The sequence below is a fragment of the Acinetobacter johnsonii genome, from assembly GCF_048551975.1.
Taxonomy (GTDB): domain Bacteria; phylum Pseudomonadota; class Gammaproteobacteria; order Pseudomonadales; family Moraxellaceae; genus Acinetobacter; species Acinetobacter johnsonii_A.
In genome coordinates this window covers 1-21,120 of record NZ_JBIMCF010000018.1, presented here as the reverse complement: position 1 = coordinate 21,120, position 21,120 = coordinate 1, and the positions used below count along the sequence as shown (strand labels likewise).

The window sequence follows — 21,120 nt, the reverse complement described above, 5'->3', positions numbered from 1 at the left end:
GGATTTAGTCATGTCTATTCAATTTAAACAAAGCCTCATCCTTGGGGTGTGTCTGATGTCATCATCTTGGAGCTTTGCCGCAGTCAAAGAGTACCAATTGGTGATTGATGAAAGTCCCGTCAATTTAACCGGCAAGTCGCTCAAGCGGATTAGTGTTAATGGGCAGTTTCCAGCGCCTTTGCTTGAGTTTGAGGAGGGTGATGATGCAGTCATTCGCGTCAAAAATAACCTAAAAAATCAAGACTCATCAATCCATTGGCATGGTTTGCTTTTGCCTGGGTTGATGGATGGTGTTCCGGGTTTTAATGGGTTTAACGGCATTCAGCCGAAAAGTGAATTTGTCTATAAGTTCAAAGTTCGCCAGAGTGGAACTTATTGGTACCACGCACACTCGAAGGGACAAGAACAGGACGGGTTGTATGGCGCATTGGTTATTTATCCCAAAGACAAAAAGCCTTTAGCTCAGCATGAAAAAGCCGAGCGCGATTATGTGGTGATGCTATCAGACTTCCATGAACAGAGCAGTGAACAAATCCAGAAGAATCTGAAAATTTCTGCCGAGTATTATCAGAATCAACGGGAAACCTTAGGTGATACTTGGAAGCAAGTGCAACGTGATGGTTTAAAAGCTGCATGGAAAGACCGTTCGATGTGGAACCAAATGCGCATGCTAAAAACGGATCTGTCCGATGTCACGGGTTATACCTTCCTCATTAATGGTAAAACCCCTGAACAGAACTGGACAGGTATGTTTAAGCCAAATGAAAAAGTTCGTTTACGGTTTATCAATGCCTCAGCCATGTCTTTTTTTGATATCCGTATTCCTCATTTAAAAATGACCGTGGTCAGTGCAGATGGTCAACCCGTCAAACCCGTTCCAGTGGATGAGTTTCGGATTGGAACTGCTGAAACTTATGATGTGATTGTGGAACCGAAAGCAGGGCATTATCAAATTGAAGCAGAGTCGATTGACCGTTCAGGCTACGCAATTGGAACTTTACACAATGAGTTGACTCCAATGGCACAGAGTATACATATGCCTGCGTCACGTCCACGCTCATTGTTGACCATGGAAGACATGGGCCATGGCTCAGAACATTCAGGTATGGATCATTCACAGATGGACCATGAAACAATGCCTGAAATGGATCACTCAAAGATGAATCATGAAGCGATGCCTGAAATGGATCATTCAAAGATGAATCATGAGACCATGTCTGAGATGGATCATACACAGATGGGTCATGCGCAACAGAATACGACAGCAAGTTCGGTACAGAAAACTGTTACACCAGTGTATGGTTGGGCGAATGCCTCTACCCCTAAAGGCGACAAGGCATTGCAATATAGCGATCTGAAATCCTTAGAGCCTCAAAAAGATACCCGTGAGGCGACGAGCGAGTTAGTGATTCGTTTGGGTGGAACTATGGAGCGCTATTTGTGGACTATCAACGGGAAAAAATTTAGCGACGCTGAACCGTTAAAAGTGAAGTACGGCGAGCGTATTCGGATCAAATTTATCAATGACAGCATGATGGCGCACCCGATGCATTTGCACGGTATGTTTATGCAACTGGAAAATGGACAAGCCGCCGTTGATATGCCGAATAAGCACACTTTGATTGTGCCACCGGGCAAAACAGTGACTGCTTTACTGACCGCAGATGAGTTAGGTGAATGGGCCATTCACTGTCATCTGCTTTACCACATGAGCTCAGGCATGATGAATAAACTGATTGTGGCTAATGTGAGTGATAGTCAAGTGTCTACCATACCAATTCAAGAGCAAAAAACAGCAGCTCAAATTGAACCAAAAGGAGATGAACATGCGCATCACTAATCTTTTTTCAGGTTTTACTTTAGCTGTTAGTGTATTAGTGAGTTCGTTAGCTATGGCTGCCGAATCTCATGCAGAGCATGAAACACAAAAAGCCATATCTACAAGCCAAGTTCAGTCCAAAGATATGGCACATGAGCATCATCAGCATAGTGCCGATGAGCATACTCAGCTGCTGAAACAGAAAAATGCAGTGGGTCTGCCTACATCGGAGAATCAAGCTCAGAATCAACCAAGCAAGCAGCCAAATGTGCAGAAAGGAGATCATCATGCGCACCATTAATCTTTTTTCTAAAAGCATAGTGAGCAGTTCTTTGGTGTTGATGAGTGCTACGGCTATGGCGCATGAAGTGCATCATATGCCTGCTGAAGCAAATGCAAATATGTCCATGACAACTGAGTCTGTGATGTCACAATATGCACAGCAGATGAATCATGATTCAAAAGCACATACGCATGATCATCGCAAAGAGCACGGTGCGCAAATTTATGCGGTCACTACTGTCGATAACAAATGGTTGCTGAATGAAGACGGCGATGGTGATTTAAAGTCTGAGTTTGAAACCCGTATCGGGACAGATGAAAATAAGTTGTTTATCAAAGTACATGCGGATAAGCAGGAAGCGCATAAGGCTGAGTATGATGCCAAAGTGCTGTATAGCCGTATGATTTCAGACTTTTGGGATGTACAGGCGGGTGCACGTTACCGAGCTGAAAGAGTGGAGCATGAACAGCAGGGATGGGATACGGAAGAAAAAGTGGATGGGGTGCTTGGCTTACATGGTTTAGCGCCGTATTTCTTTGAAACTGATGCTTACGTATATGCTGGTGCAGACAACTATGCTGCGTTTAGTTTAGAAACTGAGCGGGACTTGTTACTGACCCAAAAGCTGATTTTCAAGCCTTATTTAGATATGAATATTATTTTCAGTGATGACTCTAAATATGCCAAAAAATCGGGTCTCAGTAGTGCAGCCGTTGGTCTTGAGACGCGTTATGAAATCAGCAAAAAAGTCATGCCTTATGTGGATATTGCCTATGAATATAGCAAAGGCAATGAAGCGACGGCTTGGCAGACTGAAAGTGACGAAGAGAAAGGTTGGCAGTATGGAATGGGTCTTCGCTTTAAATTTTAACCCAGACGTTTAGGTTTAAAGAGAATATCTAAGATTGCACCGGATTTGTGGTGAAAGAGTGATCTGCTGGTTCGGGTCACTCTTTTTTGTGCTTTAATGATTTCCAAGTGTGAAAATCATTCATTTTGGTGCACTCTTTGCTATAATTTGATGCATATTTAGGAGGAACGACCTCCCTCATATTGAGAAAATTCGTCAGGACGGCCTGACTCTAGTAAAGAGGAGTCAGTGGCATGGCTTGGGTTTTTCTGATCTTTGCGGGTCTGTTTGAAATCGTTTGGGCATATTCAATGAAGCTGTCTGAAGGGTTTAGCAAACTTACGCCCAGCATCATCACCATTGTGTTCATGATTTTAAGTTTTGGTTTACTAGCCTATGCAATGCGAACATTGCCGCTAGGGACTGCGTATACCATTTGGACTGGAATTGGTGCGATAGGGTCTTTCTTGGTGGGGATTTTTATTTTAGGTGAGCCCGCGACAGCTATGCGGATGTTTGCTGCGGTGTTGATTGTATCAGGCCTGATTTTGATGAAACTCTCATCAAGCTAAATTCATTCAAATATGTAGAGCTTCAAGCGATCCTTCGTTTGAAGCTTTGTTGTTTCTGCTCTATGTAAAACGTGTGTTTTATATGGCGTGGGTGATTTTAATTGTCGCAGGTTTGCTCGAAGTGGTTTGGGCTTATGCGATGAAAGTATCGGATGGCTTTACCAAGCTGACGCCGAGTATTTTAACCCTCGTATTTATGGTAGCCAGTTTTGCGCTGCTGTCTTATGCCATGAAGACCTTACCTTTGGGCACTACCTATACGGTTTGGACAGGGATTGGCGTGATTGGTTCATTTTTGGTGGGTATTTTGATTTTGGGCGAACCAGCAAATGCCATGCGGATGCTCGCAGCGGTTTTAATCATTTCTGGACTTGTACTGATGAAACTTTCATCGTCATAATGTTGCATACATAGACAATTTTTGTGGTGAAGCATGCGCTTATTTTTTAAATATATGCCATCTCCTGTCGGGATATTGAGACTGGTGGCACATGATCAAGCCTTGGTTGCCGTATTGTGGGAAAATGAAAACCCAAAACGGGTACGTTTAGCTGAGCTGATCGAACACAATCAGCATCCGATTTTGCTGGAAACAGAGAAACAGTTGAGCGAGTATTTTGCGGCAAAGCGTCAAAATTTTGATTTGCCTTTGGATTTTGCGGGGACATATTTCCAGAAGCAAGTTTGGCAGGCTTTATTGCAAATTCCGTTTGGTGAAACTCGAAGCTATAAAGATATTGCGTTAGAGATTGGCAATGTAAAAGCCGTTCGTGCTGTGGGCGCAGCCAATGGTAAAAATCCGATTTCAATTATTGCGCCGTGCCATCGGGTTGTGGGGGCGAATGGAAAATTGGTCGGCTTTGCAGGCGGTCTGGACAATAAAGATATTTTACTCAAGCTTGAGAAAATTGCGGATTAAGCTCGTTTTCGGAGTTTTTAAGCTTGTTTTTTTATTTTAATAATTTAAAAATCAGAATCTTATGTTTTAATCTATCTTCTTTTGAAGAATCGTGTATCTAACTCAAATAACGATGAATAATATGATAAGTCAAATTGTGGGGAATGTGTTTTCAGAACTGTGGTGGATGCTACTGATCTTGTTCGGGATTGGCCTTTTAAAAGCGTTTAAGCCTTATCTGAAAGGAAAATTCGGCGAGTTCGCAGTTCAAGCGCATGTGAAATTATATTTGGATGAGCGTTATATTCTAATTAACGATGTGACTTTGCCTGATGAGCAGGGCGGAACGACTCAAATAGACCATATTCTATTGAGCCCTTTTGGCGTTTTTGTGATTGAAACCAAAAACTATAAGGGCTGGATTTTTGGTGGTGAACGTCAAAAGATGTGGACGCAGAAAATTTATAAAAAGAGTTTTAAATTTCAAAATCCGCTGCATCAAAATTATAAACATGTCAAAGTGCTGCAAAGTGTGTTGCAAGATATTGTTGATGTAGATTATATCCATTCTGCTGTGGTGTTCATGCCTGAATGTGAGTTTAAAACTCCGATGCCCAGTACTGTATTTAAAGGTAAAGCATGGGTCGATTATATTAAGACCTTTGACACAGAAGTGATTCCAGCGATGAAACTGAAAAGGATTCAGCTTCGGATTGAAAAAGAAGTGTTAGAAAAGTCATGGAAAACCAACCGTGAGCATGTTGCACATTTAAAGCAACGCCATCAAGATGGTTAAATACTCCATTTCAAAGCTGACTGATTCATTTTGTGCCGAAAATAAAATCTAGAATAAAAAAAAAGCCAGTCTATTTCTTCATGGACTGGCTTTTATCTTTGCAGTTTTTTTCTAACTTAAAAACGCTTTGGAATTTTTTGACCGCCTTCAACAGGTGTTTCTGCCTGTTTTAATACACCAAAGAGCCAAGTTTCGGCATGATGTACTGCGACTTTAACACTGTCACCTTGCGCCAAACGGCCTGCAATAAAACTTGCCAACGAACAACCTGAACCGTGATATTCACCTGCTAAACGCGGGCAGCGAGTTTCAGAAATGAGCTCGCCATTCACAAACAGGGCATTACGAATATAGTCTGGTGTGTCTTCATGACCACCTTTGACCAGTACCGCTTTGGCACCCATTTCAAACAGTTTTTGTGTTGCGGTAGCTAAGTCATCGAGACCTGTTAACGCTCGTAGTTCAACTGTATTTGGGGTAATAATGTCTGCCAATGGGATCAGCTCAACAAAAGCTTTGACTAAGGTGGCTTGATCACCCAGTGAACCGCCACTGTTCGCCACTAAAACAGGGTCGAGTACATATTTGTACTCAGGATGTTCACGTAGAAACTCAGCCAGTGCTGCAATATTATCAGTGGTGCCTAACATGCCAGATTTGACGGCTTTAATCGGTAAATCACCGACAACAGCGTTCGCCTGAGCTAACAGCAATTCTTTTGACGTTGCTTCAAAGCCAAACACTTGTTGCGAGTTTTGAACAGTGAGTGCTGTACACGCAATGGCTGCATGCGCACCACTTTGACCAATCGCTTCGATATCGGCCTGTAAACCAGCACCACCTGAAGGGTCTAAACCAGAAAAGCAAAGTACGGTTGCGCGCACAGAAATATCCTTGTTGCGAAAATTTGCGATAGTATAGGCAACTTTGGCAGAACTCTCGATAGTATTTTATTTAAAGCCCAAGAAGGATCAGCTGTGATTAAACATATTTTGCTAGATTTAGATGGAACATTAACAGATCCGAAAGTTGGCATTACCACAAGTGCGCGTTATGGTTTAAAAAAAGTCGGACATCCCATTGCTGAAGATCTAAATATTGACTGGATTATTGGGCCACCACTAAAAGCGTCTTTGGCAAAACTCTTAAATGTTACAGTGGACGATGTTTTGGCAGAGCAAGCTTTATTGGGCTATCGTGAGCGTTTTGCGGTGAAAGGTTTATATGAAAACCATTTATTTGCCGATGTTGAACCGACCTTAAAAAAACTGACTGAGCAGGGCTATCATTTGTATTTGGCGACAGCAAAGCCTGAAATTTATGCCCGTCAAATCTTAGAACATTTCAATTTACTGCAATACTTCGTGCATCCTTATGGCAGTGAGCTGAACGGTGAGCGCACCAATAAGGGAGAGTTGATTGCTTATATTTTAGAAAAAGAGCAGTTAAAAGCAGAAGAATGTCTGATGGTTGGGGATCGTGAGCATGACATTTTGGGAGCACGTTACAACGGCATTGAAACCATTGCGGTGGAATACGGTTATGGTTCTGATCAAGAGTTGACGGAAGCCGCACCTAAAGCGCGAATTAAAACCTTTGCCGATATCTTGGACTTGATTTAACTCAGACAGAATTTAATTCGGACAGGGTTTAAATAACGCCTTTTTCGATTGCGCACGACTTTTCTACATTTAAATAGTCGTGCGCAGTGATTAAAAATTAAAGTCCCAACATGCGTCTAATTTCATTCACTAACAGTGCCGGATTGGCCTGCTGATGGGGAATGGTAAGGCTGTTGAAGCCATCACCACGAAATTTACGATCCACTTCTAAAAGCACATGGGTTTGATGTTGCTCTGCCACAAAGGACACTTCAACTTCATTGATAGTGTTGAACAATTGCGTAGGTTTAAATTCAAGTTCTTGATAACAACCAATGCTCGAGTGGAAACCATTGCCACGTAGTTGACCTTTTTCAACATCGACGGTCATCAACTGAAAACCGCATTGCTGCATGGCTTGAATAAACGCCTGCATAGCCGGTGTCGGTAAAATCTGTAAGTAGTCTTTATCAGTTGCATCGAGCCCCCAGTCCACATCGAGATGCGTATGTAACCACACTCGGGTTTTATTGATGCGGCAAGGCACATCTGTAACTGGTGTTTCAAAGGGCAGTTGAATCGAAAAAGGAAATGCATGTGACTGATGAGCTTGTAACTCAAAAGCCCCGCTAATGTGCCATTCGGCAATACTTAACGCACTATTGTATTCAGCATCGTCTTACTCAACTTCAGCTGTGGTCATGAGCTTTAAATAAATACCGTTGATAATTTTATTAGACGCGGCACCTTTAAAAATAACCTCACCCTGAATGGCTTGACCCGCTTGTGGCGCGGTGGTGTGTAGACGAGTATCCACTTGAATGCCTTGTAAGCCAAGACTAGACATGAGTTTGTTAAACATGGTGCAGAACTTCCAATAGGGAATCGATAGATTTTAAACATTTAAAGTGAATGCATTTTTAAAATGTGTATTTTTAATAAGCTGTTAGCGAATGTCCAAATAAAAACTTTCTTTGACTTCTTCCATCACAATATAACTGTGCGATGACGCTGAAGAGGGCAGTTTTTTCAGTAAATCACCCAATAGGCGTCGGTAAGCACTCATTTCTTTTAAACGGGCTTTGACCAAATAGTCGAATTCACCTGAAATCAGATGGCATTCTAAAACCTCGGGAATTTCGACCAAGTCACGTGCCACTTGATCAAACACATCGCCAGATTTGGCTGACAGCTTAATCTCTAAAAACACCAATAAGTTTCGATCGACCAGTTGTGGATTGAGGCGTGCGTAGTAACCCATGATAATACCGTCGCGCTCTAAGCGTTTGACACGTTCTGAACAGGGGGTGGTTGAGAGGTTAACGCGAGAGGCCAATTCACTAATCGCAATTCGTCCATCGCGCTGCAAAATGTCTAAAATCTGCTGATCAATCCGATCTAATTTACGCATTATAAATTTCCTATGTTTAGAGTTTTAGCGCGACAAAAATGGCGATTTACCTAGATTATAATGTTAAAAACAGTGAAAAAAACTATTAACCTAAAAATATACTAGTGAAATAAACTAGTGTGTGTAAGGGATCAGTCATGCGTGTAATTGTCTTAGGTAGTGGTGTCATCGGTGTTGCAAGTGCGTATTACCTTGCACAACAAGGCGCAAGCGTTACGGTTTTAGACCGTCAAGCTGGCCCTGCTGAAGAAACTAGCTTTGGTAACGCAGGGCAAATCTCTCCAGGTTATTCTACACCGTGGGCTGCACCTGGTATTCCGTTTAAAGCTGTAAAGTGGATGTTCCAACACCATGCACCGTTAGCGATTAACATTGATGGTAGCATGTGGCAGTTGAACTGGATGGCGCAAATGTTGAAAAACTGCAATCCACAAAGCTATGCCATTAACAAAGAGCGTATGACGCGTGTTGCTGAATACAGTCGTGACTGCTTACGTGAACTGCGTAAAGAAACAGGCATTCACTATGAAAACCGCGCGAAAGGAACTTTGCAGGTTTTCCGTAATGAAGCACAGCTTGATGCAGTACAACGTGACATCCAAGTATTAAAAGAATGTGGCGTCGACTACGAATTATTATTAAAAGATGACTTAGCGAAAGTTGAGCCAGCTTTAGAATATGCTAAAGATAAACTGGTTGGTGGTTTACATTTGCCAAATGATGAAACAGGTGACTGTTACCTATTTACCAATGCTTTGGCAAATCTTGCAAAAGACATGGGTGTAGAATTTAAATTTAACCAAAATGTTGAAAAACTAGTGGTTGAAGGGGATGAAATCAAAGGTGTAGTGGTTGATGGTCAAGTGCTTACAGCAGACCGTTATGTGCTTGCTTTTGGTAGTTATTCACGTGATTTCTTAAAACCATTGAATTTGAATTTGCCTGTGTATCCTGTCAAAGGCTATTCATTGACGATCCCAATTGTTGATCCTGCATTTGCACCGCAGTCTACGGTTCTTGATGAAACTTATAAAATTGCCATTACGCGTTTTGACCAACGTATCCGTGTGGGTGGTATGGCTGAACTGAGTGGTTTCAACCACGGTTTAAACCAAGACCGTCGTGCGACCTTGGAAATGGTGACTCAAGACTTATTCCCAGGTGGAAATTTAGCTGAAGCAAGTTTCTGGACGGGTTTACGTCCAATGACACCAGATTCTACGCCGATTATTGGTGCAACTCGTTTTAAAAACTTATTCTTGAATACAGGACATGGCACATTGGGTTGGACCATGGCATGTGGTTCAGGCAAGCTTATTAGTGACTTGGTGATGAATCATCAACCAGACATCAGTACCGAAGGTCTATCGATTCAACGTTACCCTTCAGCAGCCTAATTCATTTTAGGCCATATTGATTCAAGGAAGAAGAAAATGCCACGTCCAATTACTGCAGTGATTCATAGTCAATCACTGCAGCATAATTTAAATGTTGCTCGCACTAAAATGCCGAATAGCCAAGTCTATGCGGTGGTCAAAGCCAATGCCTATGGTCATGGTATTGAACGCGTCTATCAAGCGTTCAAATCTGCCGATGGTTTTGCGTTGCTCGATTTGGCAGAGGCGAAACGTATCCGTGCTTTGGGCTGGACAGGTCCAGTTCTGTTACTCGAAGGTATTTTCTCAGAGCAAGACCTATTTGACTGCCATGAGTTGGGCCTAAGCTTCAGTATTCATAGTGAATATCAACTCGAATGGTTAGCGCGTTTTCCTTTAGAGGCTCAGTTCGATGTTTATTTGAAAATGAACAGCGGCATGAACCGTTTAGGTTTCCGTCCAGAACAGTACCGTCAAGTGTGGCAGCAGCTTTCCAGCTTGTCTCAAGTTCAACGTTTGACTCATATGATGCATTTTTCGGATGCCGATGGTGAGCGTTTCGGACGTGAAGGCATTGCGCATCAGTGCCAATTATTTGATGCTATTACCCATGATCTACCGGGTGCACGTTCAGTCAGTAACAGTGCAGCCATCTTACGTCATGAACAGTTGCAGTCGGATGTGATCCGTAGCGGCATTATGCTTTATGGCAGTTCTCCAGATTATCCAAGCCACTCCATTGAAGACTGGGATTTGCAACCTGCCATGAGTTTGCGTAGCGAGTTGATTGCCATTCAACAATTAAAATCAGGCGATAGCGTCGGTTATGGCTCAAAGTTCATTGCTGAAAGCGACATGCGTGTGGGTATTGTGGCTTGTGGTTATGCCGATGGTTATCAGCGGATTACCGCAACAGGCACACCTGTTTTAGTCGATGGACAACGCAGTAGCTTGGTCGGACGGGTCAGCATGGACATGTTAGCAGTCGATTTATCTCACCTTCCAAATGCCCAAGTCGGCAGTGAAGTGGTGCTGTGGGGTACATCGAAACAGGGGGCTGTACTCAGCATTGATGAAGTCGCAGAAGGTTCAGGCACGATTGGCTATGAGCTGATGTGTGCTGTCACTGCACGTGTCAATTTTATCCAAGATTAAATTTTATTTTTATACAGTTTCATACAAGGAAAGACCTATGTCACATTCAGACATTCAAAAATTCAACACCAACGAAGTCATGAGTGCAGTCACTGTGTTTAATCAAGTGGTGTATTTGTCAGGGCAAGTGCCAAAAAATACCGACAATGATGTCGCAGGTCAGACCCGTGAAATTTTAGCAACAATTGATGAGCTTTTAGCTTTGGCAAATACAGATAAATCACGTTTGTTATCTGCTCAGCTTTACATCAAAAATCTCTCTGATTTTTCAACAGTCAATGCAATTTGGATTGACTGGATGAACGGTTGTGTGGCGCCTTCACGTGCAACGATTCAAGCTGATTTGGTCAATCCAAACTGGTTGATAGAAATTGCAGTAACGGCTGCACAAAACTAATTTTTTAAACTCTCCCCCGTGTGTATCAGCCCTTTGGCTCAGGCTGAATGGCTGATCAGCGTATAAATACCGCCCGTTAGGAAAACGAGCATTGTATGAACATGGTTTATACGCAAAAAGGACATTAACAGGATGTTAAATTATGACGACCACACCACAAGCTGACGGTGCAAATGCATCATCGCATGAATTACAACGGAAATTATCCAACCGCCACCTGCAATTGATTGCCATTGGTGGCGCGATTGGTACGGGCCTGTTCATGGGTTCGGGCAAAACTATCTCTCTTGCTGGTCCTTCTATCCTAATCATTTATATGATTATCGGGACCATGTTCTTCTTCCTAATGCGTGCATTGGGCGAAATTTTATTGTCAAATTTGCACTATAAGTCGTTTATCGACATGGCTCATGATCTGATTGGGCCGGGTGCGGGTTACTATATCGGTTGGTCCTATTGGCTCGGTTGGGTCTTGGTCGGTATTGCGGACTTGGCAGCCATTATTAACTATCTCGGTTTTTGGCTCCCGCCAGACATGGCCTTTACTCCGATGGGGCAGGCTTTAATCAGTGTCGGCTGTGTGCTGTTTGTCCTTGGGCTAAATTTGCTGACAGTAAAACTCTTTGGTGAAATTGAATTTTGGTTTGCATTAATCAAAATTTTAGCCATTTTAGGGCTGATCGTGATAGGTGGCTTTATGGTATTCAGCCATTTTCACTCACCGGATGGCACGGCTTCCAGCTTTACCAATGTATGGTCGCATGGCGGCATGTTTCCTAAAGGTGCCGATGGCTTCTTGGCCGGTTTTCAAATTGCGCTGTTTGCCTTTGTCGGTGTAGAGCTAATTGGAACCATGGCTGCTGAAACCAAAGATCCTGAAAAGAACTTACCGAAAGCAGTGAATGCGATTCCAACCCGTATCATTTTGTTCTATGTCTTGTCATTATTTGTGGTGATGTCGGTGACGCCGTGGAATCAAATCCCTGCGGATCAAAGCCCGTTCGTTTCACTATTTTTACATGCGGGTATTCCAACTTCAGCCATCATTATGAACTTGGTGGTGCTTTCTTCAGTGATGTCTTCAATGAATAGTGGTGTGTTCTCTACATCACGTATGCTGTTTGGTTTGGCAAGAGAAGGACAAGCACCACAGAGCCTAGCGCGTCTATCAAAACGTTCGGTACCAGCGAAAGGCTTATTCTTCTCATGTGCTTTTATCATGGCAGGTGCGGCGCTACAGTACTTTGTACCAAACACGGTTGAAGCCTTTACATTAGCCAGCTCATTGTGTGTGATTCTGTTCATTAGTATCTGGAGCATTATTATGGTGTGCTATATCCGCTACCGTAAATTGCGTCCTGAGCTCCATGCAAAATCGACCTTTAAAATGCCAGGCGGTGTTTGGATGTCTTATGTGGTCTTAATCTTCTTGTTCTTTACGTTGATTATTTTGAGTTTAGAGGCGGATACGCTTCGCGCATTGATGATCAGTCCACTCTGGGTGATTATTTTAGCCGTGACGTATCAACTGCTGTACAAGCCGCGTATGAAAAAACGTCTGTTAGGGCAGCAACTGGACAACTAAGCAACATTTATTCTGTACTCGTGATATTTGAAAGAAAGCCCTGCAAAAGTAGGGCTTTCTTTTTGCTTGAGCTGAATCAATGGGTTCTAATTAAGTGCTAGATCATTGGATGATTTATGCGTAATTATAAAATTGACATCCTGCGTGGCGTGTCCATCCTTTTGGTGTTGATTCACCATTTTAATATTCCGTATAAATTACATGATACCTTTCTCGGCATCCTAATCGGAGGCGAGAGCTTAAGTACCTTGATTGCACGAAACAGCAACTATGGTGTGACCATGTTTTTTGTCATTTCAGGTTTTTTGATTACCCAACATACCTTACAGCGTAGTGGGTCTTTGGCGCAGATTAAGCTGAAAGATTTTATATCCGTTGTATTGCTCGAATCATGCCGTGTCTAGTCTTATTGGTCACGATGGTCAGTGTGCTCGGAAGTTTAGGATTGCAAGCCTTTATCAATCAGTCGCCCAATGGCGTAGAGGTGTCCTATGCTGTGACTGTTCTTTCAGCTTTGAGCTTCTGGATGAATCTACTGATTATTGAATACGGTTGGGTGAACTATGCCCTTGGCGTATTGTGATCTTTATCGGTTGAAGAGGTCTTCTATTTAGCATTTCCTGTCCTGTGTTTAGCACTGGGTCGAGGCAAAGGCTTTATTATTTTTCTGCTCGCTGTCATCGCTTATGCACCGTATTTTCGCGCCCTCCATTTTGGTGAGGAAAGTGGTGCTTATCTGTATCATTATTTTTCTAGTTTCGATGGAATTGCCATTGGCTGCCTCACCGCAGTATATGCGCAACATTTTAAAGGTGCAATTGACAATCAAAAAATGATTGTTGCAGTAACAGCGTTTCTGATGACCGCTTTATATTTTTATGCACCCATCAAAGAGGTGAGTACTTGGGGCATCAGCGTATTTGCTTTACTTACAGCGTTACTCATATTTTGTTTTACCCAAGACCTGAAAGTTAAATCTATCTCATACATTGCACGGAGTTTGGTCTGGATTGGAGAGCGTAGCTATGAAATGTATCTGTTTCATTTGATTGTTCTCGGCTTAATGAAAGTGGTGTATTTCCCAAAAGAAACTTTAGCGGCTGAAAAGTTGATGTTATTGCCTGTTTATTTTATTGCGGTGTTTATTTTGAGTTGGGCGATTGAGAAATATTATTCAACCCCACTCAATTTAAAAATTCATCAATCTTGGATACGCTCGTAGCGTGGATATTGAGTTGTACTGTTGATTTTTTACAGACATTAAAAAGCCCCGAATCAATCGGGGCTTTTTAAGTGTGGGATTTTAAAATGTCGGTTTAACCACGACTAAAATCACCACAGCAAATAAAATGAGGGTCGGCATTTCATTAAAGAAGCGCCAGAACTTGTGTGACTTGTAATGCGCATGACCAATCAATTTCTTACGGTAATAACCGCAAACAAAGTGGTAAATCACCAACAGTCCAACCAAACCGACTTTGAGGTAGAACCACAGGGCTTCATGGTAGTGGCGCGTTGCATCACCCCAATCGACCAAGAAATGTGCCGTGATCAGTGTTGCAATCATCGACGGCCACATAATGCCACGGTACAACTTACGTTCCATGAGCTCAAAACGTTGATGACTGACGGTATCATCACTCATGGCATGGTAAACATAGAGCCGTGGTAAGTAGAACAATGCAGCGAACCAACACACCACGGCAATAATATGTAATGCTTTTACCCACAAGAAAGCATCAGAAGGAGCATCCATCAAGTCACCCTAAAATGAGCGGCTTAGCCTTCCCACTTTTTGAAAATGAGACATGCATTTACGCCGCCAAAACCGAAACTGTTACTCATCACAGTATTCAATTTTGCGTCACGTTTTTCAAGCACGATATCAAATGGTTTTGCGCCTTCATCCAGTTCAGTCACGTTGATGTTGGGTGCAATAAAGTCATTTTGCATCATTAGAATAGAGTAGATTGCTTCTTGTACGCCAGCAGCACCTAAGCTATGACCTGTCATTGATTTTGTTGAGCTCAGTGGAGGAACTTGACCTTCGCCAAATGCACGTTCCATTGCTTTCAATTCAGTGATATCACCAGCAGGCGTCGACGTACCATGCGTATTCACATAGTCAATTTTGTCTACACCGTGTTGTTTTGCTTCTTCAAGTGCCATCAGTACACAACGTGTCGCACCTTCACCCGATGGCGCAACCATGTCTGCACCGTCAGAGTTTGCCGCATAGCCCACCACTTCAGCCAAAATGTTGGCACCACGTGCTTGTGCATGCTCTAAAGACTCAAGCACTACGAAACCGCCACCGCCAGCAATCACGAAACCGTCACGGTCAGCAGAGTATGGACGAGATGCTGTTTCTGGCGTGTCGTTGTATTTTGAGCACAGTGCACCCATCGCATCAAATAACAAGCTTTGAGACCAGTGATCTTCTTCACCGCCACCTGCAAGCATTAAGTCTTGCTTGCCCAATTGAATCAGGTTGTAGGCATAACCAATTGCATCAGCAGACGTTGCGCATGCGCTGGTAATGGTGTGTGCAACACCTTGCATTTTAAAAGCAACACCAACGTTTGCCGTAATCGTATTCGACATATTACGTGGTACGAAGAACGGACCAACTTTACGTGCGCCTTTGGTATCTAACAATTCTTTCATTTCAACTACAGATGCAGTTGAACCACCACCTGAACCGCCCGCGATACCATAGCGTGGATTGCCACCAATTTGCTCTGCTGTTAAGCCTGCATTTTCAACCGCAGCAACCGCAGCATTGTATGCATACATGGCACAAACACCCATAAAGCGTTTTAGCTTACGGTCGATACCATCAAAGTCTTGTTCAGCAGCAGCACTGATATGGCTTTTAAAATTGAGTTCAGCATAGGTTGGGTTAAAACGTGTCCCAGAAATCCCGTTTTGTAATGCATGAGTAACTTCTTCCAAAGTATTACCGATACATGAGTTGATACCCATGCCAGTGATTACTACACGTTTCATTTAAAGATCCCTTATATGGTGGTTTTGCAGAGTTACGCTTAAAGCTGAATCAACAATTTATTTCTAAGCCAATTGCAACTCTTATGTTTTCAATGCAGATCATAATAGCAGAAAGAATTTTTAATTCTTATGGCAAATCCTATGCCAATTTGACTTGTCTTAAAATCGGGGGGAGGGCATTTCAACTTTACTAAAAGATACATATTGTTATTGAGATAAATGCGTACTACACCTAGTATTTAGCTAGAAATCAAAGATTATAAAATACGGAGTACGGAATGGCCGATTCAAACAATAAACAGCGCAGTGGTTTCTTTTCAAATGCCTTCGGAGTGGCTAAAAAGCTCAGTCATACAGGTTTAAACATATTAAACCAAGTAAGCCCAGATACGGTCTCAGCACTGACCAAAGCTACAACTGGTGATAGTGCGAGTACAAAAACAAAATCGAAAAATAAGCGTTATGAACAGCCCCAGCAAGTCTTAAGAGACCATCTGCCGACAGTATCACGTCATTTATTAGGGCGTCATTATGTCAACGCAAATCGAGTCGTGCATTTTGTGTCGCCACAACTTTCCGATAAAGCCGCAGATTATTTTTTTAGCCAGATTAATCAATTTAGCTCGAGTATGAGCTCGGTCGATGCCGTTTTAGATGAAGCGGGCGTGCGTGATTTAGAAATGTTGACCCAAGATGTCGACCGTTCAAAACGGATTAGTCAGGCACTGTCCGAACAAAATAAAATTATTGCTATCTTGCAAGGTGCACTGACTGGAGCAACGGGCTTTGTGGGCTCAACCGTAGATGTCCCTGCTTCCTTGGTGATGTCGTTACGTATGATTTACCAAGTGGGACGTTCTTATGGTTTTGACTTAAGTAAAGAATCCGATCAAGACATCGTCCAGTTTATTTTTAAACAGATTGATCTTGGGCTGATTGCAGAAAAACAAACTTTGTTGATGGCGATAAAAGCCATTTCAAGTACCTTGCAAACGCACGATGTCTCTCAGTTACAACAGCTTTTAGGTTCAAGTAATGAGATTGAAGACTTAAAGAAATGGTTGACCAATGCCGATGGTCAGCTGAAATGGGGACAGTCGATTGCTAACCTCTCGCTACTGAATAAGTTAGCCAAACTTACACCAATTGCCAGTGCAGGGGTAAGTGCAGTTTATAGTTTGCGCCTTGTTGATGATGTACACCAAAAAGCACAACTGGTTTTTTCACAAGCCCGCCAGTATATCATCCAACAAAAAGATACCAGTCTGAGTGCTTTAACAGCATATGAACGCTCACTTGAGCTTTTGGTGAAAGCCTCACCACGACTGCTGTCACAGCGCAGTACATCAGATACCGATAGCTCAGATTTGAAGCTTGGGGCTGAAGTGGAGTTAAATGGTCATCAAAGTATTGCTAAGGTTAAAATCCAGAAAAAGTCCGACAAAGTCACAGCGCCTGTCGCAACCGAAGAGCGTGTTCAACAAGGGCTAGAACAGCTCGCAGATCAAATGGTTGAACCCCATGATGCTGTCACACCGCAGCAACCAGCCCTACAAATAGAAGAAGATCTTGCAGACTTATATGCAATGGATGAGGTTGAAGACACCACACACAACAATCGTGAGTCTTTTACGGAAAATGAACCTGACATAGCTTCAAAAGTTGCAGCGCAACCTGCTGTAGAGCTGACTGAAAAAAAGGTTACAAAAAGACGAAATGCTTCAAGTAAAAAATAAACCCTTTAAAATAGATAGAAATTTGTAAAAGCCCTGATTTGGTCAACATTACATGTAGTTTGAAATGTTGACCATTTTTACGTCTTAGCATACAATTGCATGCCCTCAAAAAGTCGTCTTTTTTTGGGTTTTTTATTAACGGGAGAATTGCCAAATGGCAACAACAAATCAGTTGATCCGTAAGGGTCGTACGACTTTAGTTGAAAAATCTAAAGTTCCTGCGTTGAAGGCTTGTCCACAACGTCGTGGTGTTTGTACACGTGTTTACACAACTACACCTAAAAAACCTAACTCAGCAATGCGTAAAGTTTGCCGTGTGCGTTTAACTTCTGGCTTTGAAGTTTCTAGCTACATCGGTGGTGAAGGTCACAACCTACAAGAGCACAGTGTTGTTCTTATCCGTGGTGGTCGTGTTAAAGACTTACCAGGTGTACGTTACCATACCGTTCGTGGTTCTTTAGACTGTGCTGGTGTGAAAGATCGTAACCAGTCTCGTTCTAAATACGGTACTAAACGTCCTAAGAAATAATCTTTCGAGATTAACTTCTTAGTTCGCTAGAACTGCAATCCTTTATCGTCTCGCTTGTCTGATTTCTGCATTAATTTTGTGAAATTCAAGCGACGTGTAGTAAGGCCAGCGAAAGCACATGACACTTTGTGCTACGGCTGGATTAACCTGAAGTGTCATATATATAGGTAGTTTAAAATGCCAAGACGTCGCGTAGTTGCTGCTCGTGAAATCCTTCCGGATCCTAAGTTCAGCAGCCAAACAATCGCTAAATTCATGAACCACGTAATGCAAGATGGTAAAAAATCTATTGCTGAAAGTATCGTTTACGGTGCTTTAGACCGCGTTCAAGAAAAAAACAAAGTAGACCCAGTTGAATTTTTCGAGACTACTCTTGAAAAAGTTCGTCCTATGGTTGAAGTAAAAGCACGCCGTGTTGGTGGTGCTACTTATCAAGTACCTATGGAAGTGCGCCCATCCCGTCGTACTGCTTTAGCTATGCGTTGGTTAGTAGATGCTGCTGCTAAGCGTTCTGAAAAAACTATGGCTTTACGTCTTGCTGGTGAGTTGCTTGATGCAGCTGAAGGTAAAGGCGCAGCGGTTAAAAAACGTGATGACGTGCATCGTATGGCTGAAGCTAACAAAGCATTCTCTCACTACCGCTTCTAAGCGACTAAAACAGCCCCTATTCAGGAGGGTGATAGCTTGGTTTACGCCAAACTGTCATCGAATCGCTTTAAGCTGTTCGTCAGCTTAAAGCGCCTGTTTTAAACAACAAAATTTAGGAATGCAAGAAATCATGGCTCGTCAAACCCCAATTTCTCGTTATCGTAACATTGGTATTTCTGCGCACATTGATGCGGGTAAAACCACAACTACAGAACGTATTTTGTTCTACACAGGTGTATCTCACAAAATTGGTGAAGTACACGATGGTGCAGCAACAATGGACTGGATGGAGCAAGAGCAAGAACGTGGTATTACCATTACTTCTGCTGCTACGACTACATTCTGGTCAGGTATGTCTAAACAGTTCCCTGAACACCGTATCAACGTAATTGATACACCGGGACACGTTGACTTCACCATCGAAGTTGAACGTTCTATGCGTGTTCTTGATGGTGCGTGTATGGTTTACTGTGCTGTAGGTGGTGTACAACCTCAGTCTGAAACTGTATGGCGTCAAGCGAACAAATACCAAGTGCCTCGTTTAGCATTCGTGAACAAGATGGACCGTACTGGTGCCAACTTCTTCCGTGTTGTTGAACAAATGAAAACACGTTTAGGTGCATCTCCAGTACCTGTAGTAATCCCTGTTGGCGCTGAAGAAAACTTCCAAGGCGTAATCGACTTGATCGAAATGAAAGCGATCATTTGGGACGAAGCTTCACAAGGTATGAAGTTTGAATACGGTGAAATCCCGGCTGAACTTCAAGAAACTGCTGAAGAATGGCGTACAAACATGGTTGAAGCTGCTGCTGAAGCTTCTGAAGAGTTAATGGATGAATACCTGAACAATGGCGATTTGACTAAAGAACAAATCGTTGCTGGTCTACGTGTTCAAACTTTGGCTTGTCAAATTCAACCAATGCTTTGTGGTACAGCATTCAAAAACAAAGGTGTTCAACGTATGTTGGATGCAGTAATTGAATTCTTACCGTCGCCTACAGAAGTTAAAGCGATTGAAGGTGTTCTTGACGATAAGGCTGAAACTAAAGCGATTCGTGAAGCATCTGACGAAGCTCCGTTCTCTGCACTTGCGTTCAAAATCATGAACGACAAATTCGTAGGTAACTTAACTTTCGTACGTGTTTACTCTGGTGTTCTTAAACAAGGTGATACTGTTTATAACCCAGTTAAATCTAAACGTGAACGTATCGGCCGTATCGTGCAAATGCACGCGAACGATCGTCAAGACGTTGAAGAAATTCGTGCGGGTGATATCGCTGCGTGTGTAGGTCTTAAAGACGTAACTACAGGTGATACACTTTGTGATGAGAAAAATGTCATCACACTTGAGCGTATGGAATTCCCAGAGCCAGTAATTGCATTGGCTGTTGAACCAAAAACTAAAGCTGACCAAGAAAAAATGTCAATTGCTTTAGGTCGTTTGGCTAAGGAAGATCCATCATTCCGCGTTCGTACTGATGAAGAGTCAGGTCAAACAATCATCGCTGGTATGGGTGAACTTCACCTTGACATTATTGTTGACCGTATGAAGCGTGAATTCGGTGTTGAAGCAAACATTGGTAAACCAATGGTTTCTTACCGTGAAACGATCAGAAAGTCAGTTGAACAAGAAGGTAAATTCGTTCGTCAAACTGGTGGTAAAGGTAAATTTGGTCACGTATACGTACGTTTAGAGCCAATGGATGCTGATGCTGGTAAAGACTACGAGTTCGCTGAAGAAGTTGTTGGTGGTGTAGTTCCTAAAGAATTCTTCGGTGCTGTGGATAAAGGTATCCAAGAGCGTATGAAGAATGGTGTCCTTGCTGGTTACCCAGTTGTAGGCATCAAAGCTACATTGTTTGACGGTTCTTACCACGATGTCGATTCGGACGAATTATCGTTCAAGATGGCTGGTTCTTATGCCTTCCGTGACGGTTTCATGAAAGCAGATCCTGTTCTTCTTGAACCTATCATGAAAGTTGAAGTAGAAACTCCAGAAGACTACATGGGCGATATCATGGGGGACTTAAACCGTCGTCGTGGTATGGTTCAGGGTATGGATGACTTGCCTGGCGGTACTAAAGCAATTAAAGCTGAAGTTCCACTTGCTGAGATGTTTGGTTACGCGACTCAAATGCGTTCTATGTCTCAAGGCCGTGCAACATACTCTATGGAATTTGCTAAATATGCTGAAACTCCACGTAACGTGGCTGAAGGCATCATTTCTAAATTCCAGTCTGGCGGTAAAAAAGGTGACGACGAGTAATCTTTCGATTACTATAAGCCCAAACTAATTCATAGTTAAAAACCAAGTGCTCATGCAGTGATCCTGCATGAGTAGTTTAAAAAGGAAGATCTCATGGCTAAGGCTAAGTTTGAACGTAATAAGCCACACGTTAACGTGGGCACAATCGGTCACGTTGACCATGGTAAAACAACTTTAACAGCTGCAATT

The 21,120-nt window shown here is 42.6% G+C and carries 21 protein-coding genes and 2 pseudogenes; 18 read left to right on the top strand and 5 right to left on the bottom strand.

Annotation, left to right across the window (positions count from 1 at the left end; genetic code table 11):
* Positions 1–10 precede the first annotated feature (10 nt).
* The 7 genes from ACG9ZB_RS12700 to ACG9ZB_RS12670 all read left to right on the top strand — a co-directional run bounded on the left by ACG9ZB_RS12700 (position 11) and on the right by ACG9ZB_RS12670 (position 5,218).
* Positions 11–1,840, top strand: a complete 1,830-nt coding sequence (locus tag ACG9ZB_RS12700) for a copper resistance system multicopper oxidase (protein WP_419326104.1) — start codon at positions 11–13, stop codon at positions 1,838–1,840.
* Positions 1,827–2,120, top strand: coding sequence for a hypothetical protein (locus ACG9ZB_RS12695; RefSeq protein ID WP_419326103.1), 294 nt, complete (start codon positions 1,827–1,829; stop codon positions 2,118–2,120). Before ACG9ZB_RS12700 ends, ACG9ZB_RS12695 begins: the two co-directional genes overlap by 14 nt.
* Positions 2,107–2,973: a copper resistance protein B gene (locus ACG9ZB_RS12690; protein WP_419326102.1), complete on the top strand. Its 867-nt coding sequence runs from the start codon at positions 2,107–2,109 to the stop codon at positions 2,971–2,973. The genes ACG9ZB_RS12695 and ACG9ZB_RS12690 overlap by 14 nt, the downstream gene beginning before the upstream one ends.
* A 233-nt stretch (positions 2,974–3,206) precedes the next feature.
* Positions 3,207–3,524 carry a quaternary ammonium compound efflux SMR transporter SugE gene (sugE, locus tag ACG9ZB_RS12685; protein ID WP_005400191.1) on the top strand — a complete coding sequence of 106 codons (318 nt, stop codon included), beginning with the start codon at positions 3,207–3,209 and terminating at the stop codon, positions 3,522–3,524.
* An 82-nt stretch (positions 3,525–3,606) separates the two neighbouring features.
* Positions 3,607–3,924 carry a quaternary ammonium compound efflux SMR transporter SugE gene (gene sugE, locus ACG9ZB_RS12680; protein ID WP_419326100.1) on the top strand — a complete coding sequence of 106 codons (318 nt, stop codon included), beginning with the start codon at positions 3,607–3,609 and terminating at the stop codon, positions 3,922–3,924.
* Between the two features lie 33 nt (positions 3,925–3,957).
* Positions 3,958–4,443 (top strand): methylated-DNA--[protein]-cysteine S-methyltransferase, encoded by a 486-nt coding sequence (locus ACG9ZB_RS12675; protein WP_419326099.1) that lies wholly within the window; start codon positions 3,958–3,960, stop codon positions 4,441–4,443.
* 121 nt (positions 4,444–4,564) lie between these two features.
* Positions 4,565–5,218, top strand: a complete 654-nt coding sequence (locus ACG9ZB_RS12670; RefSeq protein ID WP_419326097.1) for a nuclease-related domain-containing protein — start codon at positions 4,565–4,567, stop codon at positions 5,216–5,218.
* Between the two features lie 116 nt (positions 5,219–5,334).
* On the opposite strand, the gene ACG9ZB_RS12665 is transcribed toward ACG9ZB_RS12670, so the two are convergent.
* The gene (locus tag ACG9ZB_RS12665; protein WP_183174418.1) at positions 5,335–6,102 is read right to left on the bottom strand and encodes a hydroxymethylpyrimidine/phosphomethylpyrimidine kinase; all 768 of its coding nucleotides are present in this window, start codon (positions 6,100–6,102) and stop codon (positions 5,335–5,337) included.
* Between the two features lie 93 nt (positions 6,103–6,195).
* On the opposite strand from ACG9ZB_RS12665, the gene ACG9ZB_RS12660 reads away from it, so the two are divergent.
* The gene (locus ACG9ZB_RS12660) at positions 6,196–6,840 is read left to right on the top strand and encodes an HAD-IA family hydrolase (protein ID WP_419326096.1); all 645 of its coding nucleotides are present in this window, start codon (positions 6,196–6,198) and stop codon (positions 6,838–6,840) included.
* 97 nt (positions 6,841–6,937) lie between these two features.
* Here ACG9ZB_RS12660 and ACG9ZB_RS12655 read toward each other — a convergent pair.
* Positions 6,938–7,681 (bottom strand): annotated as a pseudogene (locus tag ACG9ZB_RS12655) (sporulation protein).
* 84 nt (positions 7,682–7,765) lie between these two features.
* Positions 7,766–8,230: an Lrp/AsnC ligand binding domain-containing protein gene (locus ACG9ZB_RS12650; RefSeq protein WP_004694947.1), complete on the bottom strand. Its 465-nt coding sequence runs from the start codon at positions 8,228–8,230 to the stop codon at positions 7,766–7,768.
* 137 nt (positions 8,231–8,367) lie between these two features.
* On the opposite strand from ACG9ZB_RS12650, the gene ACG9ZB_RS12645 reads away from it, so the two are divergent.
* The 5 genes and pseudogenes from ACG9ZB_RS12645 to ACG9ZB_RS12625 all read left to right on the top strand — a co-directional run bounded on the left by ACG9ZB_RS12645 (position 8,368) and on the right by ACG9ZB_RS12625 (position 13,965).
* On the top strand, positions 8,368–9,627 hold the full coding sequence (locus tag ACG9ZB_RS12645) for a D-amino acid dehydrogenase (RefSeq protein ID WP_086210758.1): 1,260 nt from the start codon (positions 8,368–8,370) through the stop codon (positions 9,625–9,627).
* Positions 9,628–9,663: 36 nt separating this feature from the next.
* The gene (gene alr / locus ACG9ZB_RS12640; protein ID WP_419326094.1) at positions 9,664–10,761 is read left to right on the top strand and encodes an alanine racemase; all 1,098 of its coding nucleotides are present in this window, start codon (positions 9,664–9,666) and stop codon (positions 10,759–10,761) included.
* 37 nt (positions 10,762–10,798) lie between these two features.
* Positions 10,799–11,158 (top strand): RidA family protein, encoded by a 360-nt coding sequence (locus ACG9ZB_RS12635; protein WP_004694941.1) that lies wholly within the window; start codon positions 10,799–10,801, stop codon positions 11,156–11,158.
* A gap of 142 nt (positions 11,159–11,300) precedes the next feature.
* Positions 11,301–12,743 carry an amino acid permease gene (locus ACG9ZB_RS12630; RefSeq protein ID WP_419326092.1) on the top strand — a complete coding sequence of 481 codons (1,443 nt, stop codon included), beginning with the start codon at positions 11,301–11,303 and terminating at the stop codon, positions 12,741–12,743.
* Between the two features lie 116 nt (positions 12,744–12,859).
* Positions 12,860–13,965 (top strand): annotated as a pseudogene (locus ACG9ZB_RS12625) (acyltransferase family protein).
* 81 nt (positions 13,966–14,046) lie between these two features.
* Here ACG9ZB_RS12625 and ACG9ZB_RS12620 read toward each other — a convergent pair.
* Together ACG9ZB_RS12620 and ACG9ZB_RS12615 are read right to left on the bottom strand one after the other, a co-directional pair.
* On the bottom strand, positions 14,047–14,499 hold the full coding sequence (locus ACG9ZB_RS12620; RefSeq protein ID WP_419326091.1) for a CopD family protein: 453 nt from the start codon (positions 14,497–14,499) through the stop codon (positions 14,047–14,049).
* 23 nt (positions 14,500–14,522) lie between these two features.
* The gene (locus ACG9ZB_RS12615; protein WP_419326089.1) at positions 14,523–15,752 is read right to left on the bottom strand and encodes a beta-ketoacyl synthase N-terminal-like domain-containing protein; all 1,230 of its coding nucleotides are present in this window, start codon (positions 15,750–15,752) and stop codon (positions 14,523–14,525) included.
* Positions 15,753–16,030: 278 nt separating this feature from the next.
* On the opposite strand from ACG9ZB_RS12615, the gene ACG9ZB_RS12610 reads away from it, so the two are divergent.
* The 5 genes from ACG9ZB_RS12610 to ACG9ZB_RS12590 all read left to right on the top strand — a co-directional run.
* Positions 16,031–17,488, top strand: coding sequence for an EcsC family protein (locus ACG9ZB_RS12610; protein ID WP_419326088.1), 1,458 nt, complete (start codon positions 16,031–16,033; stop codon positions 17,486–17,488).
* Between the two features lie 154 nt (positions 17,489–17,642).
* Positions 17,643–18,017, top strand: coding sequence for a 30S ribosomal protein S12 (gene rpsL / locus ACG9ZB_RS12605; protein ID WP_002050319.1), 375 nt, complete (start codon positions 17,643–17,645; stop codon positions 18,015–18,017).
* A gap of 177 nt (positions 18,018–18,194) precedes the next feature.
* The gene (gene rpsG, locus ACG9ZB_RS12600) at positions 18,195–18,665 is read left to right on the top strand and encodes a 30S ribosomal protein S7 (protein ID WP_004694929.1); all 471 of its coding nucleotides are present in this window, start codon (positions 18,195–18,197) and stop codon (positions 18,663–18,665) included.
* A 130-nt stretch (positions 18,666–18,795) separates the two neighbouring features.
* Positions 18,796–20,931, top strand: a complete 2,136-nt coding sequence (gene fusA / locus ACG9ZB_RS12595; protein ID WP_419326087.1) for an elongation factor G — start codon at positions 18,796–18,798, stop codon at positions 20,929–20,931.
* 93 nt (positions 20,932–21,024) lie between these two features.
* On the top strand, positions 21,025–21,120 hold a 96-nt coding region (locus ACG9ZB_RS12590; protein WP_079393000.1), incomplete at its 3' end, for a GTP-binding protein.